The sequence below is a fragment of the Maritalea porphyrae genome, from assembly GCF_027213965.1.
In the GTDB taxonomy this organism is placed as follows: Bacteria; Pseudomonadota; Alphaproteobacteria; order Rhizobiales; family Devosiaceae; genus Maritalea; species Maritalea porphyrae_A.
The window spans coordinates 598,961-613,699 of record NZ_JAPWGX010000003.1; the positions used below are offsets into that span (position 1 = coordinate 598,961).

14 protein-coding genes are annotated in these 14,739 nt (G+C 50.1%); 7 read left to right on the forward strand and 7 right to left on the reverse strand.

The genetic code is table 11. The features are described 5' to 3' along the window. The first annotated feature begins 32 nt into the window (after nt 1-32). From lpxD to O4H47_RS11820, 5 genes are read left to right on the forward strand one after another with little or no spacing between them, the layout of a single operon-like run. Nucleotides 33-1,070, forward strand: coding sequence for a UDP-3-O-(3-hydroxymyristoyl)glucosamine N-acyltransferase (gene lpxD / locus O4H47_RS11800; protein ID WP_269394176.1), 1,038 nt, complete (start codon nt 33-35; stop codon nt 1,068-1,070). A 15-nt stretch (nt 1,071-1,085) separates the two neighbouring features. Next, nucleotides 1,086-1,544: a 3-hydroxyacyl-ACP dehydratase FabZ gene (gene fabZ / locus O4H47_RS11805; RefSeq protein ID WP_269394177.1), complete on the forward strand. Its 459-nt coding sequence runs from the start codon at nt 1,086-1,088 to the stop codon at nt 1,542-1,544. Nucleotides 1,545-1,546: 2 nt separating this feature from the next. Then, a complete protein-coding gene (lpxA, locus tag O4H47_RS11810) occupies nt 1,547-2,353 on the forward strand; it encodes an acyl-ACP--UDP-N-acetylglucosamine O-acyltransferase (protein ID WP_269394178.1) in 807 nt (268 codons plus the stop codon). Then, the gene (lpxI, locus tag O4H47_RS11815; protein WP_269394179.1) at nt 2,346-3,143 is read left to right on the forward strand and encodes a UDP-2,3-diacylglucosamine diphosphatase LpxI domain-containing protein; all 798 of its coding nucleotides are present in this window, start codon (nt 2,346-2,348) and stop codon (nt 3,141-3,143) included. Before lpxA ends, lpxI begins: the two co-directional genes overlap by 8 nt. Next, a complete protein-coding gene (locus tag O4H47_RS11820; protein ID WP_269394180.1) occupies nt 3,144-4,247 on the forward strand; it encodes a lipid-A-disaccharide synthase in 1,104 nt (367 codons plus the stop codon). On the opposite strand, the gene gltA is transcribed toward O4H47_RS11820, so the two are convergent. Together gltA and gltX are read right to left on the reverse strand one after the other, a co-directional pair. Next, nucleotides 4,248-5,537, reverse strand: coding sequence for a citrate synthase (gltA, locus tag O4H47_RS11825; protein WP_269394181.1), 1,290 nt, complete (start codon nt 5,535-5,537; stop codon nt 4,248-4,250). It lies immediately after the preceding gene. Between the two features lie 155 nt (nt 5,538-5,692). After that, a complete protein-coding gene (gltX, locus tag O4H47_RS11830; RefSeq protein ID WP_269394182.1) occupies nt 5,693-7,111 on the reverse strand; it encodes a glutamate--tRNA ligase in 1,419 nt (472 codons plus the stop codon). A 134-nt stretch (nt 7,112-7,245) separates the two neighbouring features. On the opposite strand from gltX, the gene O4H47_RS11835 reads away from it, so the two are divergent. Further along, nucleotides 7,246-9,372, forward strand: a complete 2,127-nt coding sequence (locus tag O4H47_RS11835) for a ComEC/Rec2 family competence protein (protein ID WP_269394183.1) — start codon at nt 7,246-7,248, stop codon at nt 9,370-9,372. Nucleotides 9,373-9,637: 265 nt separating this feature from the next. Here the strand turns inward: O4H47_RS11835 and lexA are convergent, their stop codons facing one another. Beyond that, the gene (gene lexA, locus O4H47_RS11840; protein WP_269394184.1) at nt 9,638-10,357 is read right to left on the reverse strand and encodes a transcriptional repressor LexA; all 720 of its coding nucleotides are present in this window, start codon (nt 10,355-10,357) and stop codon (nt 9,638-9,640) included. Between the two features lie 514 nt (nt 10,358-10,871). On the opposite strand from lexA, the gene O4H47_RS11845 reads away from it, so the two are divergent. Then, nucleotides 10,872-11,069 (forward strand): hypothetical protein, encoded by a 198-nt coding sequence (locus tag O4H47_RS11845; protein ID WP_269394185.1) that lies wholly within the window; start codon nt 10,872-10,874, stop codon nt 11,067-11,069. Between the two features lie 50 nt (nt 11,070-11,119). On the opposite strand, the gene O4H47_RS11850 is transcribed toward O4H47_RS11845, so the two are convergent. From O4H47_RS11850 to O4H47_RS11865, 4 genes are read right to left on the reverse strand one after another with little or no spacing between them, the layout of a single operon-like run. After that, nucleotides 11,120-11,977, reverse strand: a complete 858-nt coding sequence (locus tag O4H47_RS11850) for a metal ABC transporter permease (protein ID WP_269394186.1) — start codon at nt 11,975-11,977, stop codon at nt 11,120-11,122. Then, the gene (locus tag O4H47_RS11855) at nt 11,974-12,834 is read right to left on the reverse strand and encodes a metal ABC transporter permease (protein WP_269394187.1); all 861 of its coding nucleotides are present in this window, start codon (nt 12,832-12,834) and stop codon (nt 11,974-11,976) included. The genes O4H47_RS11850 and O4H47_RS11855 overlap by 4 nt, the downstream gene beginning before the upstream one ends. Beyond that, nucleotides 12,827-13,723, reverse strand: a complete 897-nt coding sequence (locus tag O4H47_RS11860; protein ID WP_419719627.1) for a manganese/iron ABC transporter ATP-binding protein — start codon at nt 13,721-13,723, stop codon at nt 12,827-12,829. Before O4H47_RS11860 ends, O4H47_RS11855 begins: the two co-directional genes overlap by 8 nt. Nucleotides 13,724-13,728: 5 nt before the next feature. Then, the gene (locus O4H47_RS11865; RefSeq protein WP_269394189.1) at nt 13,729-14,625 is read right to left on the reverse strand and encodes a metal ABC transporter substrate-binding protein; all 897 of its coding nucleotides are present in this window, start codon (nt 14,623-14,625) and stop codon (nt 13,729-13,731) included. Between the last annotated feature and the right edge of the window lie 114 nt (nt 14,626-14,739).

A 14,739-nucleotide genomic window follows, 5' to 3' on the forward strand; every position in this document is an offset into this window, starting at 1 on the left:
CAATCTGCGATCCTTTTTGTTTAGGACTTTGCATGGTTGATAATCGCTTTTTCCCGCTTGAGATTCGCCCGACCGTTAGACAGTTGGTTGCGGACTGCGAAGGGCTTGATGCTTGCGATCTGAGTAGGGTCGACCTCGATCAAGAGGTTAGCGGGGCAGGGACGGTTCCATATTTGGTTGATGGTGAACTGGGCTTTGTTGCCGATGCAGCCTATGTGGAGGCCCTTGAGGCCACGCAGGCGGGCATAGTGATTGTACCTGAGCATTTGTTGCAGCACTGTTCCGATGATCTGTCTGTCATCGTTTCCCCAAAGCCCTACCAGACCTTCACAGACTTGGTGTCTATCCTCTATCAGGGGGCGTTGCGCTCTCAATACTCTGGGTTGATGCCCTGGTCTGAGGCTTTAAAGCTTGGTCGCATTAGTGTTGGCACGGGCTGTGATATTGCCCCTAATGTGATGGTTGGGGCTGGCGTTGAAATCGGCGAAAATGTTTCAGTTGGCCCAAACACCGTCCTTGGTCGCGGGGTCACGCTGGGCAGAGGTTCGATTGTTGCGGACAATGTTTCCATATATTTTTCCCATATTGGCGATGACAATCTCATTCATTCTGGTGTGCGCATTGGGGCGGATGGTTTCGGGTTTCTGCCAGGCGCAAACGGTCCAAAAAAGATACCGCAATTGGGCCGGGTGCTCATTCAAGACGGTGTTGAGATCGGCACAAACACAAGCATTGATCGCGGAACGCTTGATGACACGGTGATCGGCGAGAAAACAAAAATTGATAACTTGGTGCAAATTGCACATAATTCAACTATTGGTCGGTTCTGCCAACTCTCGGGGCATGTGGGGTTGGCCGGTTCATCTGTGCTTGGCGATGGTGTTCTATTGGCCGGGCGAGCTGGTATTTCCAACAAGGTAAAAGTTGGCGATAAAGCAGTAGTTTACGCCTGTTCGTTGGTCACTAAAGATGTCCCGGCAGGCGGCATGGTTGGCGGGTCTCCCGCAACCGAAATAAATATGTGGCGCAAAGAGGTCGCGGCCATCCGAAGGTTGGTTCGCAAAAAGTAAGTAACGGGGTGCTTTATGACAGATCGTGAATTGTCAGCTTTGGATATTAGTCGGGTTTTGGAGTGCTTGCCACACCGATATCCATTTTTGATGATCGACAAGATCATTGAAGTGGACGGGGACGAGTCTGCAATCGGTGTTAAAAACATCACCTTTAATGAACCCATTTTCCAGGGACACTTCCCCGGTAAACCGATATTTCCAGGTGTTTTGATTCTGGAAGGGATGGCGCAAACCGCTGGCGCGATTGTTATTGCTGAAGAGCAAAAGAAGGGCGACAAATATACGGTCTTTCTGCTCACCATTGATAAGGCGAAGTTCAGAAAGCCGACTGAGCCGGGCGATGTGTTGGAATATCACATCAAAAAGGCGCATCGACGTCGCAATGTTGGCCGCTATGAGGCCAAGGCCATTGTAAACGGTGTTGTGGTTGCAGAAGCTGAAGTTGGCGCAATGATCGTGCGAGACGAATAAGAATGTCAAATATCCATCCGACGGCAGTTATCGGTGAAAATGTAACACTGGGCGAAGATGTCAGCGTGGGCGCTTTTTGCGTTCTAGATGGCAAGATTTCTATCGGTAGCAACACAATTTTGCACTCTCATGTTGCCATTGCGGGTGAAACAGAAATTGGGTCTGGTTGCGAGATTTTCCCCTTTGCCTCGGTTGGACATCAACCACAGGACAAAAAATACGCAGGTGAGCAAAGCCGTTTGTTCATTGGTGACAATTGCACGATCCGCGAGAATGTAACCATTAATCCCGGCACAAGTGGTGGCGGAATGGAAACGCGGATTGGCAATCATGTTTTACTGATGGCGGGTGCCCACGTGGCCCACGACTGTCAACTTGGTGATCACGTTATTCTTGTCAATCATGTGGCCCTTGCAGGTCATGTAATTGTTGATGAGCATGCCATTGTTGGTGGGCTTTCGGGTGTACATCAATTCGTGCGCATCGGTGCTCATTCCATCGTCGGTGCTATGAGCATGGTGGAAAATGACGTTATTCCGTTCGGTTCTGTTTTGGGCAATCGCGCCTATTTGGGCGGGTTGAACCTTGTTGGTTTGAAACGTCGCAATTTTGATCGCGAAGAAATCCATACGCTACGTGCCGCTTATCGAATGATTTTTTCCAATGAAGGTACCTTGCGCGAACGGGTTGAAGATGCTGCAGAGATCTTCAAAGGGCACGAACTAGTAGATCTTGTGGTGTCATTCGTGCGCAAACCATCTGAACGTTCCATTTGCATGCCGAAGAACGGTGTTGGCTCTCATGAATAAACTGGCTTTGTTGGTTGGTCAGGGTGAACTCGCGGCAACCGCTCAGGCGGCTATTCGTGAGCGGTATGAAGGCGATTTCGTGGTGTGGTCGATGGTTGGCGATGCACCGAATTCGAACGACAATATTGATGTTGGACAGCCACTTGAGTTGATCAATCGGTTGCGTGCTGCTTCTGTGTGTACCCTATGTGCAGTCGGGCGCGTGGATCTATCTCCTGAATTGCGGGCAAATGTTGGCGCATATCTTGTGCAGCACTATCAGGGCAAGCTTGATATGAGCGATATTGGATTGGAAACTGCCTATCGAACGATCGCCAAGGATGCACAAGTTGACATTAAGGGCATTCACGAGCTGGTGCCCTCACTATTGGCGGGGCGTGGTCATGTTGGTGGCCCTGAAGTGCCCCCAAAGATCAACGAAACTGAAAATCTTATTCGGCTGGCACGTACGATTGCGCGCACTGATTTGGGACAATCTATCGTTTTTCACGGCCTGCGGCCTGTAGCTTCTGAGGATGTTTTGGGCACAGACGATTTGTTAGTTCGTGCAAAAAATATCGCGGCAACCTTGCGCATTCCGGCTGGTGAGTTGGTACTTGTAAAGGTGGCAAAGCCACAACAGAGTGGGTTGGGTGATTTGCCAACAATTGGACCAAAAACAATTCAATTGTGCGCGGATGCTGGCGTGGGTGTTGTTGTTGTTGAAGCCGACAAATGTCTGGTTGTGGACCGGCCGCGCGTAGTAGATCTAGCGGAGCAGCGCAGTGTCAGCGTTGTGGGGTGGGGGTAAGTGCGCCTGTTTGTCGTTGCTGGCGAAAGCTCAGGCGACCAATTGGGCGCTGATCTGGTTAGCCAGCTACAGCAACGTGTCGAACTCGACGTTACAGGTGTAGGCGGCTCCGCGTTGCATGAAGTAGGGCTCAAGTCCCTATTTCCCATGTCAGATTTGGCCGTTATGGGGTGGCGCGACGTCTATTTGCGTTTGCCACTCTTGTTGTTTCGATTGCGGCAAACAATTGACGCCATCGTTCGTCAAAAGCCTGACGTTGTGGTTCTAATCGACAGCCAAGAGTTTTCCAATCGTGTGGCTGCGGGTGTGCGCAAACGTTTGCCGAACGCGAGAATTGTTCTTTATGTGGCTCCGTCTGTTTGGGCATGGAAGCCTGAGCGTGCGCAGCAAATCAAGCCCCTATATGACGAGGTTTTGGCAGTCTTGCCATTTGAACCCAGGGTGTTTGCTGAGTTAGATGGTCCCACATGTACCTATGTGGGCCATATGGCAGAACGGGTTCAAGCAACTCAGAAACCGAGTGAACTGCAATCAGGCTTTTTGTTATTGCCCGGTAGCCGAGACGGTGAAATAAATCGCAATTTGAACGAAATGACGTTGGCGCGCAAATGGGTGCAACAAGCGCACCCAAACCTAAACCAAACCCTTGCAGCGGCTCCGGGGCGGATGAATTTGGTCAAACGGCTATTGCAAGACACTGACATCCAAATTGGCGAAGGTCGGGAGAAATTCAAACAGTTTGTCGCCGGGGCTCATGCAGCCATTGCCGTTTCTGGGACAGTAACGCTGGAACTTGGTTTTGCCGGTGTGCCCCATGTGACGACTTATTTGGCGGAAGCCAAGCAGATCAAAAACTATGAAGCGAACGGTAGGCCATTGATCAACTTGAATAATATTATTGTTGGTCGCAAATTCGTGCCCGAAGTAATTGGCGAGCGCGCACTTGGTGCCGAAATACTGCAAGAGACCCAGAACCTGTTGGATAGCGACAAGCAAATGAATCTACAGCGTGAGGGCTTTGAAGAGATGCGAGCGAAAATGCAAAACGGGGAGCCAGAAGCCCCCCGTCAAAATGTTGCAGATCGTATCTTGTCGCTGGTTTAACTAGCGCTGTGAGATGTCCACATAGTCGCGTGATGTCGCCCCAGTATAGAGCTGGCGTGGACGACCGATTTTCTGCTTTGGATCTTCGATCATTTCTGCCCACTGTGATGTCCAGCCAACAGTCCGTGCCAAAGCAAAGATTGCTGTAAACATTTCAGTTGGGAAACCAATAGCGTCCAAAATGATGCCTGAATAGAAATCAACGTTTGGATAGAGTTTCTTCTCGATGAAGTACTCGTCTTCCAAGGCGATCCGTTCAAGTTCTTGAGCCACTTGCAGGGTTGGGTTGTTTTCAACACCTAGTTCAGCAAGAACTTCTTTGGCAGTTTGCTGCATCACAGTCGCGCGTGGGTCAAAGTTTTTGTAAACGCGGTGACCAAAGCCCATCAAACGGAATGGGTCAGATTTGTCCTTTGCGCGTGCCACAAACTCTGGAATGCGATCAACTGTGCCAATTTCACGTAGCATCTGCAAGCAAGCTTCGTTGGCGCCACCATGTGCTGGGCCCCAAAGCGATGCAACACCTGCAGCGATACATGCGAATGGGTTCGCGTGTGAAGAGCCTGCAAGGCGCACAGTTGAAGTAGATGCGTTTTGCTCGTGATCGGCATGAAGCGTGAAAATGCGATCCATTGCTTTAGCGATGGTCGGTGACACGACATATTCTTCTGCGGGAACTGCAAAGCACATGCGCAAGAAGTTGGATGCATAATCCTCATCGTTGCGCGGATAAACAAACGGCTGGCCGATTGAGTATTTATAAGCCCATGCGACGATTGTTGGGATTTTGGCGATCAAACGGTGCGACGCAATTGTGCGCTGCTCTGGATCGGTAATGTCAGTTGAATCGTGGTAGAAAGCGGACATTGCGCCCACAGCACCACAAACAATTGCCATCGGGTGCGCATCACGACGGAAGCCCTCAAAGAACTTTACCATTTGCTGATGCAACATGGTGTGGCGCGTTACTGTGTTTGAAAATTCATCAAACTCAGCTTTTGATGGCAATTCGCCTTTCAAAAGCAAATAAGCAACTTCCAAGAAGCTTGATTTATCAGCGAGTTGCTCAATTGGATAGCCACGATACAACAATGTACCTTTGCCACCATCGATATATGTAATTGCTGATTCAGTTGAGCCTGTTGATGTGTAACCAGGGTCAAATGTGAAATGCCCAGTTTTGGCATATAGGGAGCGGATATCAATAACGTCAGGACCTACTGATCCTGAAATTATGGGGAATTCATAGCTTGTGCCATCAATTTCTAATTTTGCAATCCGATCGGTCATTAAGAGGCCTCCTTCAAGATTTCAAAAAATAGACTCAGCAAATCGTCCCCACAAACGTTAGCATCGTCGCACCTGCAAATCAGGTTGTGCATGAGGTATCGGATTTGGCGCAAAACCGCAAGCGGTGAACGCAAATCCGACCCCAATATGCGTGTTTATACCGCAGTTGTTTCGCTCAATCGTGACAAACTTTCTTCTTTGCCCAGCAGAAGCAATACATCAAAACAACCAGGAGATGCATTTTTGGCGGTAACGGCTGCCCTAAGCGGTTGAGCTACCTTGCCAAATTTGAGTTCTTTTTGTTCAGCAAAAGCCCGCAAAGCTTGGTCAATTCCATCATGCGACCAGTCGTTTATCCGTTCTAACGCGGGTTGTAATTCGCGCAAAATATCTAAAGATTCGCCTTCAATTGCGGCTTTTGCTTTGTCTTCATATTGAAGCGGGCGCGAAGGGTAAATAAATTCGGCAGACTTAACCAATTCAACAATGGTTTTGGCGCGTGTTTTAAGGGCGGGCAGGGCCGCGATAACCGTTTCTTTGTTGGCTTTTAGGCCCGCGAGTGATGTTTGATCGTCCAATTCTTCGGCCAAAGCCAGCATCAATTCATACAAGCGGGAATCATCACACGCCTTGATATAGTGCGCGTTCATGTTTTCCAGCTTGGCAAAATCTATCCGGCTGGCGCCTTTGTTTAGGCCCGCGAATGAGAACCATTCGATAAATTGCTCTGAGGAGAAGATCTCATCGTCGCCATGTGCCCAACCAAGACGGGCGAAATAATTGCGGATGGTTTCTGGCAAATATCCCATTCGCCGATAGTCTTCTACCCCTAATGCACCGTGGCGTTTGGAGAGCTTTGCCCCGTCTGGACCGTGAATGAGTGGGGTGTGCGCCATCACCGGTATTTCCCAGCCCATGGCGTTGAAAATTGTGATCTGTCGGGCCGAGTTTACCAAATGGTCGTCGCCTCGCATGATGTGGGTCACGCCCATATCGTGGTCATCCACCACAACCGCCAATAAATATGTTGGGGTGCCGTCGGAACGCAGAATTACAAAATCATCCAGGTTTTCAGCCTTAAAGGTCACGTCACCTTGCACTTTATCATGGACTACAATTTCGCCCGTGGTCGGCGCTTTGATGCGCACAACAAACGGCGCGCCAGCGGGCGCGTCGCTTTCAGGCCGATCACGCCAACGCCGATCATAAACCATTGGGCGGCCTTCGGCTTTTGCCTTTTCGCGCATTGTTGTTAGCTCTTCAGGCGTCGCATAGCATTTGTAGGCTTTGCCCTCAGCCAAAAGCTGCATCGCCACTTCTGTGTGCCGGTCGATGTTTTTGGACTGATAAACAGGCTCGCCCGCGTAATCTAACCCCAACCAGTCCATGCCCGAAATGATGGCGGCGATGGCTTCGTCGGTTGAACGTTCGTGATCCGTATCTTCGATGCGCAACAGCATGTCGCCACCCATGGATTTGGCAAGGGCCCAGTTAAAAAGGGCGGTACGTGCATTGCCAATATGCAGGAAGCCAGTTGGAGACGGCGCAAACCGGGTGATCACTTTATCTGTCATGTGGACGTTCTCAAATTTGTCGAATTGATGGACTGTTGGTCGCCGATCCGTTTTGCGATTTTAAGCGCAAAGCTGGCGGAAATTTCTCGCATGTGTAACATAAGCGCAATATTGCGCAAGATGGGGCCGAGCAGATGGCCGCTTTCGACAGCGAAACGATACTTAAGAAGAATACTCAACCGCCTTCATTCAAGGGCGATCCCATTGTCGTGCGCAACAATAATGGCCCGTCTAGCCGAGGCGTTCAGCGCTTTCGTGTGGACTACAAAAGTGCCATCGCAGATGCATTTTATCATCGCCAATTTGTTGTGCTTATTCCCTTTGCCCTGATCACCGGTATTTCGCTCTATCGACATATTTGGGTTGAGCCGAACTTGTTAGCGGTTGGTGCCGTGCTGTTTGTGCTGGGTACTTTTTTTTGCTGGCAGCGTTTTAGACAAAACCAAGCGCGGATGCTGGCATTGGTCTTGGCGGTTTGGTTTGGCTTTTCATTGATCACCTTTGCCGCAAGTTGGGCGGGCACAAAGCTTTTGTCCTATCCTATTGCCGTGCAAAACCTGAGCGGTGAAGTCATTGAACGATCGGTGGGCGGCGAGGGGCAATTGCGGTTGTTGATTGGCGATTTGGCGGGGGATGACAAGCTTGACGGTGTGCGGCGGTTGCGCCTGACCATCCGAGCAAAACACTTAAACCTAGATCAGCCAATTGCTCTTGGTGACCATATTACAGTGCGGGCCCGCATTATTCCTTTGCCCAAACCAGTTTACCCCGCTAGTTACGATTCACAGTTTCAAGGGTTTTTTGATGGAATTGGTGGCTATGCCAGTTCGCTTGAGCCGGTGCAGAAGCTGACCCCGGGCAATGGTTCTGTTTGGAGAGCGATTGATCGGCTGCGGTGGGGGATTGGTGAGCGGTTGGATATCTACTTGTCGGCGGATCAAGCTGCGATCGCGCGGGCATTGATCATCGGTGACCAATCGGGAATCAATGATGTGTTGCGCGAGAATATTGCCAATGCGGGGCTTGCCCACGTTTTAGCAATCTCTGGCCTGCATTTGACGTTGGTGGTTGGGTCTGTGTTTTTTATGATCCGCATAATCGTTGCTCAAGCGGTGGGGCAAGATCGTTGGATAAAGCCCCTTGCGGCCCTCGGGGCGATTGGGGTGGCAATTGGTTATTTGATGATATCTGGTGCCAACCTTGCCACCCAAAGGGCGACACTGATGCTTGTTTTAGCCTTTGTGGCCATATTGGTGGGTCGACGTGCCATTACCATGCGCAATGTGGCAATTGCAGCAATCGTTATTATTGTTTTGTTCCCGCATGAAATTTTCAAACCCGGTTTTCAACTGTCGTTTGCGGCAGTTGTTGGCTTGGTTGCTGTTTATGCGATTGTTGGGCGCAGCGCCTTGCAGGTGCCGTTCTTGGCAAAATTATTTGGTGGATTGGCGTTGACCAGTTTGATCGCTGGGGTGGCGACGGCACCTATTGCTGCTGTGCATTTTCAACAATTCGCCCCAATGGGATTGATCGGCAATTTGATTGCAGTGCCGATTGTGGGCTTCTTTGTGCTGCCAAGCGGCTTAGCGGCTGTATTGTTGATGCCTTTAGGTTTAGAGGGGCCATTTTTGGCTGGCATGGGGATGGGGATTGATCTGGTGGTTGCAGTGGCGCGCACCATTTCAGCCATGAGTGCTAACTATACCCAAACGCCAATGCTGGCAGAGTGGGTGTTGCCCGGATGTTTTGTGGCGCTTTGTTGGCTCAGCTTTTTCCGAGGGTGGTTGAAGTTTTTCGTACCCGGCGTTTTTGGACTTGCAATTGTTGGGTTTGGCGCTGCCGCCTTGCCATTTATGGTTGTCTCGGACAGCACGCAAGCGGTGATTGTTCGGCAGGCGGATGAATTTTTTCAGATGGGGCGCAAGTCCAATAGTTTCACCAGCAGGGCCTGGGCGGAACGATTTGGCTCTTCCCTGATCGACCATGAAGCCGTTGGCGCGTGCGACAAGCATGGTTGCAGCGCGGAAGTTGGGGGGCGTGTTATCTCTGTGGTCAAGGATAGTGTTGGACTAAACGAAGACTGTGGCCGCGCCGACGTGCTTATAGTGCGGCAGCGGCGGGAGGTATCCTGTTTAACTGCGTTGGTGATCGAACAAAAGCAGTTGGATAGGCAGGGCGTTGCAACAATCTTTCTGGATGAGCAAGGGCAATTTGAGGTGAGGTGGGCCATAAACGATCAGCGCCGACCCTGGCGACCATAGTCCTATGCGCTTTTTGCCATAACCAGCAAGTTGGGGGCCGCTTCTCCCCCTCGCAGTCGGGTTTTTTGTGCGGGGTTGCTCGTTGCGTTTCTGACAATGATTGAATGGGAACAGCACACAAAGGTTTGACTTCAAATGGTGACCCAGCTTTTTCAATAAGACTGAATAGTAAAATCAACAATGTTCAAAAAAGACCCGGTCAACCAATGTTGCCGGGCCAAGTGTTCGCAAACGGGGGTGTTAGAGCCTAACGCCCTAACGGGGGTCAGTACTTGCGAAATAAACCAACCAATCGGCCTTGAACATCAACTTGGTCAGGGCCGAAAATGCGTGTTTCATAGGCAGGGTTTGCCGCTTCCAGCGCCACGGATTGACCCTTTTTGCGCAGACGCTTCAAGGTTGCCTCTTCACCATCGACCAAAGCCACCACAATCTCACCGTTAGAGGCTGTATCTTGCTTTTTAATCAGCACTGTGTCGCCATCAAAAATGCCCGCGTCAATCATTGAATCCCCGGCAACTTCCAGCGCGTAGTGTTCGCCACCCGACAGCATTTCTGGCGGTACAGAAATCATATGGCTTTGCGTTTGGATCGCTTCAATAGGCACACCAGCTGCAATGCGGCCCATAACGGGAATAGATACAGGTGCGTTTGCGCGATCATCATCATCATCGATGGCCCGTATTGGCTGTTTGGGCACGCGACCAAGATCACCTTCAATAACGCTAGGTTCAAATTTGGATTTTTTACCGCCTAAAGATGGGTTCATACTGTCTGGCAATCGAACAACTTCCATTGCCCGAGCCCTATTGGGCAACCTGCGAATGAAACCACGTTCTTCAAGCGCTGTGATAAGGCGGTGAATGCCGGACTTTGATTTTAGATCCAACGCATCCTTCATCTCATCAAAAGAAGGTGGAACACCACTTTCCTTCATGCGCTCGTGTATAAACATGAGCAGTTCATGTTGTTTGCGGGTCAGCATTTCGAAGTCCTTTGCAGCCAGGTATAGAATCGGAACAAACGTTGAACAACTATAACTGTTCTTTATATGTTCTGCAAGTACGTGCTAAAATGCCAGTTTTAGGGCAGTAGCTAACCCTGTGTTCAAATTGCAACAATTGGGCAGGGTGTGCCAAATCGTCTCATTTTTTGGTTGTAAAGAGGTGGTTCGGCGCGTATTGCACAATTGTCTTCAACTCGGTTGGTCCCACCAACCCCAACGCCAAGGAGGTTCTTAAATGCATACAATCATCAATTCACTCCTGGCAACTCGTTTGCCAGTTTAACACTAGCGCAACCGATCCTTTGCTCAGCGCCTTGCTGATGCTTTTTAGGTTCACGTTTTCAGCTTCTATAACCCGCGTTTTCTAGACGCTGGTTGTTCAACCATCATTTGTCGAGCATTTGGCACGCGTTTCGCGTGGCGTTTTCGGCACAAATTTATCCAAATTTAGGAGCGGCGGAGCTTTAAACAGCTTTTCGCCGAGCGAAGAATAATGAAAAAACAACATGCACTTTCCGAGCAATATTTCGAGCGATTAGGCCGCATTGTGAGGGAAATACTGAAAAACATCGAAGCACGTCGCAAAAGAAGAGCTATTCGTGCCCACTATCTCAATGCGGTGGATTTAAGTCCGCATATTAAGAAAGACATTGGTTTAGATCATGTGCGCGAAAGATACGATTTGCGGTAGCATTGCCGTTAAGGGGCGGTCCGTTTGTGACCGCCCCTTTTTTGTCTGCATTAGCTCGCAATATTGGTTTCAGCACCTGATAATTTCTTGGCATTTGGCGATAAGAAGAACGCGATGATGAATAATATGGTCATCAACAATACGATCGTTGGTGCTGGCGCGCTATCGATGAAAAACGATAGATATATGCCCAAGAAAGCTGAACTGACGGACAAGCCAACAGCCCACACCAGCATTTGACCAATGCGTCGAGTAATCAGATAGGCGATAGCCCCCGGCGCAACCAACAAAGCGATGGCTAGGATGATGCCCACTGCTTTTAGCGCGGCCACGACGCTGAGCGAAATGATGGCCAGCAAACCGTAATGCAGGACTTTCACAGGCAAACCAATGGCACTGGCATGCTGTTGATCAAAAATATAGAGCAGCAAATCGCGCCATCTTAAAATGATAACCGCTGAAATGAAGAGGGCGATCAGCCCGGTTTCTATGATGTCATACGTGTTGATGCCCAGCATGTCGCCAAATAGAATATGGTCCAAGTGCACGTCGGTTTCGATTTTTGTATAAAGCACAATCCCCAAGCCAAACATGCCCGAAAAGACCACGCCCATTACGGTATCCTCTTTTACCCGCGAGTTTTCGGTAATGAAGCCCGTGGATATTGCGCAGGTCATGCCCGCAAAAAATGCTCCAATGGCCAGCGGAATACCCATGACATAAGCCAGTACAATGCCCGGCAACACAGCATGGGAAATGGCGTCGCCCATCAAAGACCAGCCTTTGAGCACCAAGAAGCATGACAAAAGCGCGGCGGGAATAGACACCAGAACCGAGATCAAAAATGCATTGCGCATAAATTCAAATTGAAAGGGCGCAAGTGGGTCCGAAATTAAGAGGTCAATCATTGCGCGGCCTCCGGTTCTGCATTGCGGCGTGCCCGTTGGGCCAGCATGCCGTGTTTGGGGGCAAAGACAAATGCGAGCAAAAACATTGCGGTTTGCAGCACAACAATAATGCCGCCAGTGGCTCCATCAATGAAATAAGAGATATATGCACCAAACAACGCACTGAGCGTGCCAATGGCCACGCTGACCATGATGAGGCGCGGAAAGCGGTCCGTAAGCAAATAGGCTGTGGCTCCTGGGGTGACTACCATAGCAATCACCAAGAAAGCGCCAACGGTTTGCAATGCAGCAACTGTGCAGGCGCTCAATAGGGTGAAGAACAGAATTTTGAGCGCGGTTGGGTTGATGCCGATAGAGCGGGCGTGCGCTTCGTCAAAAAAGGTGACCATTAGGTCTTTCCATTTGAGCAGCAGAACCGCCAGTGAGATCAGCGAAATAATGACCAACTGCAGAGTATCGGTTGGGGTGACCGCCAATATGTTACCCAAGACGATGGTTTGAATGTTCACCGACGTTGGGGACAAGGACACCATGAAGAGCCCTAGGCCAAAGAAGGATGTAAAGATCAACCCAATGATGGCGTCCTCACGCAGTTTTGTGCGTTGATTAAGGAACAACATGGCAGCAGAGGCCAATGCGCCCGAGAAGAAGGCTCCAACAGCAAAAGGTAGGCCCAGCATATAGGCGCCGGCAACGCCGGGCACGATAGAGTGGGACAGCGCGTCGCCAATCAACGACCAGCCTTTCAGCATCAAATAGGCAGATAGAAACGCGCAAACAGCGCCAACCAATGCGCTCACCCAAATGGCGTTGCGCATGTAGCCATAAGTGAGGGGTTCAAACAAAAGATCAATCATCGTCGTTTGACCCGCTGCGTTTGTGTTCCATATTGTCTTGTTCGCCATACATGATCAGCGGACGTTCATCATCCGAAATAATAGCGATGTGGCGTGCATCTTCATCGTCGTGCAAGTCGGTGCCACCGAACACAAAGTGGCGCAATACGCCGCCAAAGGCTTTTTCCAAGTTGTCTTGGGTGAATACTTCCTTGGTATCCCCATAAGCGAGCACAGTGCCTTTGACCAAAATAGTGCGGTCACAAAACTCTGGTACAGACCCTAAATTGTGAGTGGAAACAAGGATCACCTTGCCTTCGTCGCGTAGCGCGCGCAGCAGGGCGATGATGGTGTCTTCGGTTTTAACGTCGACACCGGTAAACGGCTCATCGAGCAGAATGACTTCGCCTTCTTGAGCCAAAGCGCGAGCTAAAAATACCCGTTTCTTTTGCCCACCGGAGAGTTCGCCGATTTGGCGAAGTCGGAACTCTTCCATGCCCACACGGTTAAGTGCCTCTGTGACTTTTTCATGATCAATTCTTTTGGGGCGGCGCAAAAAGCCCATATGGCCATAGCGGCCCATCATCACCACGTCTTCCACCAGAACTGGGAAATTCCAATCCACATCTTCAGTTTGGGGCACATAGGCGACAAGGTTTTCTTTTAAAACCTCACGAATGGGTCGACCCAGAATTTGCACCTCGCCCTCAGTCACCGGGGCAAAGCCCATGATGGATTTAAACAAGGTGGATTTGCCACTACCATTTACGCCCACCAAGGCAGCAATGGTGCCGCGCGGCAACTGAAATGAAGCATCACGAATAGCGGTATGGCCATTGCGGTACGTCACCGTGACGTTTGAAACTTTTAGGCCCGAAGTGGTGACGAAGGAATTCTCCGCCCCGGTCATATCATTCATTTTGACAATCCGTCTGCGATGGTTTGCGATGTGACGCGCAAGAGGTCCAAAAAGGTGGGTACGGGACCGTTTTCGTCTGTTAACGAGTCAACATATAATACACCAGCGTAGTCTGCGTCTGTTTCGCGCGCAACTTGCTCTGCGGGAGCTGAGGATATTGTGCTTTCTGAAAACACTGCTTTGATATTGTTTTTGCGCACTTGGTCAATCACATCGCGCACCTGGTGCGGTGTGCCTTGCTGATCCGCATTGATGGGCCACAAATAGAGTTCTTTCAAACCAAAATCCCGGGCGAGATAGCTGAATGCCCCTTCAGAGGTCACCAGCCAGCGTTGATCTGCGGGGATGGCTTGGATCGCTTTGCGGATCGGTTCTACTGTGGCGGTTATTTCGGCCTTATATGCCTCAGCGTTGGCCAAATAGACTGCAGCATTCTTAGGATCATGCTCAGCAAATGCTTTGGCGATATTGTCCACATAGATCAAAGCATCGCTTGGCGACATCCAAGCATGGGGGTTGGGTTTTCCAGTGTAAGGGCCATTGGCGATGCCCATTGGTTCGATGCCATCGGTGATGGTTACGCTTGGGATATCGCGCAGATTGTTAAAGAATTTTTCAAACCATAATTCAAGGTTCAGCCCGTTCCACAAAACCAAATCCGCCCCCTGCGCACGAATGATATCGCGCGGGGTTGGTTGGTAGTTATGAATTTCAGCTCCGGGTTTGGTAATCGATTCAACGATCGCCGTGTCCCCCGCAACATTTTGCGCCATGTCGGCAATAATAGTGAATGTGGTGACCGCTTTGAACTTAGCCATCGCGGGGGTGGCGACAAGCGACATCGCGCTTGCAGCAATAAGCGCGGCGGCAAGAATTGGCTTTTTGAACTTCATGGATGAACCCTATCAACAAACATAATCCGTTGATTAGAATCAGTAATGCAATTGCAAATCGTTTGCAAGAGCTATTGCGAATGATTTGCAAAAGCCGTTGTGGCTATTAACTGC

Bases quoted from the DNA above. Each gene is read 5' to 3' on its own strand.
- gltA (WP_269394181.1), bottom strand. From the start codon at position 5,537: ATGACCGATCGGATTGCAAAATTAGAAATTGATGGCACAAGCTATGAA.
- O4H47_RS11845 (WP_269394185.1), top strand. From the start codon at position 10,872: ATGAAAAAACAACATGCACTTTCCGAGCAATATTTCGAGCGATTAGGC.
- O4H47_RS11865 (WP_269394189.1), bottom strand. From the start codon at position 14,625: ATGAAGTTCAAAAAGCCAATTCTTGCCGCCGCGCTTATTGCTGCAAGC.
- lpxA (WP_269394178.1), top strand. From the start codon at position 1,547: ATGTCAAATATCCATCCGACGGCAGTTATCGGTGAAAATGTAACACTG.
- lpxI (WP_269394179.1), top strand. From the start codon at position 2,346: ATGAATAAACTGGCTTTGTTGGTTGGTCAGGGTGAACTCGCGGCAACC.
- gltX (WP_269394182.1), bottom strand. From the start codon at position 7,111: ATGACAGATAAAGTGATCACCCGGTTTGCGCCGTCTCCAACTGGCTTC.
- lpxD (WP_269394176.1), top strand. From the start codon at position 33: ATGGTTGATAATCGCTTTTTCCCGCTTGAGATTCGCCCGACCGTTAGA.
- O4H47_RS11860 (WP_419719627.1), bottom strand. From the start codon at position 13,723: ATGACCGGGGCGGAGAATTCCTTCGTCACCACTTCGGGCCTAAAAGTT.
- fabZ (WP_269394177.1), top strand. From the start codon at position 1,086: ATGACAGATCGTGAATTGTCAGCTTTGGATATTAGTCGGGTTTTGGAG.
- O4H47_RS11855 (WP_269394187.1), bottom strand. From the start codon at position 12,834: ATGATTGATCTTTTGTTTGAACCCCTCACTTATGGCTACATGCGCAAC.
- O4H47_RS11850 (WP_269394186.1), bottom strand. From the start codon at position 11,977: ATGATTGACCTCTTAATTTCGGACCCACTTGCGCCCTTTCAATTTGAA.
- O4H47_RS11835 (WP_269394183.1), top strand. From the start codon at position 7,246: ATGGCCGCTTTCGACAGCGAAACGATACTTAAGAAGAATACTCAACCG.
- lexA (WP_269394184.1), bottom strand. From the start codon at position 10,357: ATGCTGACCCGCAAACAACATGAACTGCTCATGTTTATACACGAGCGC.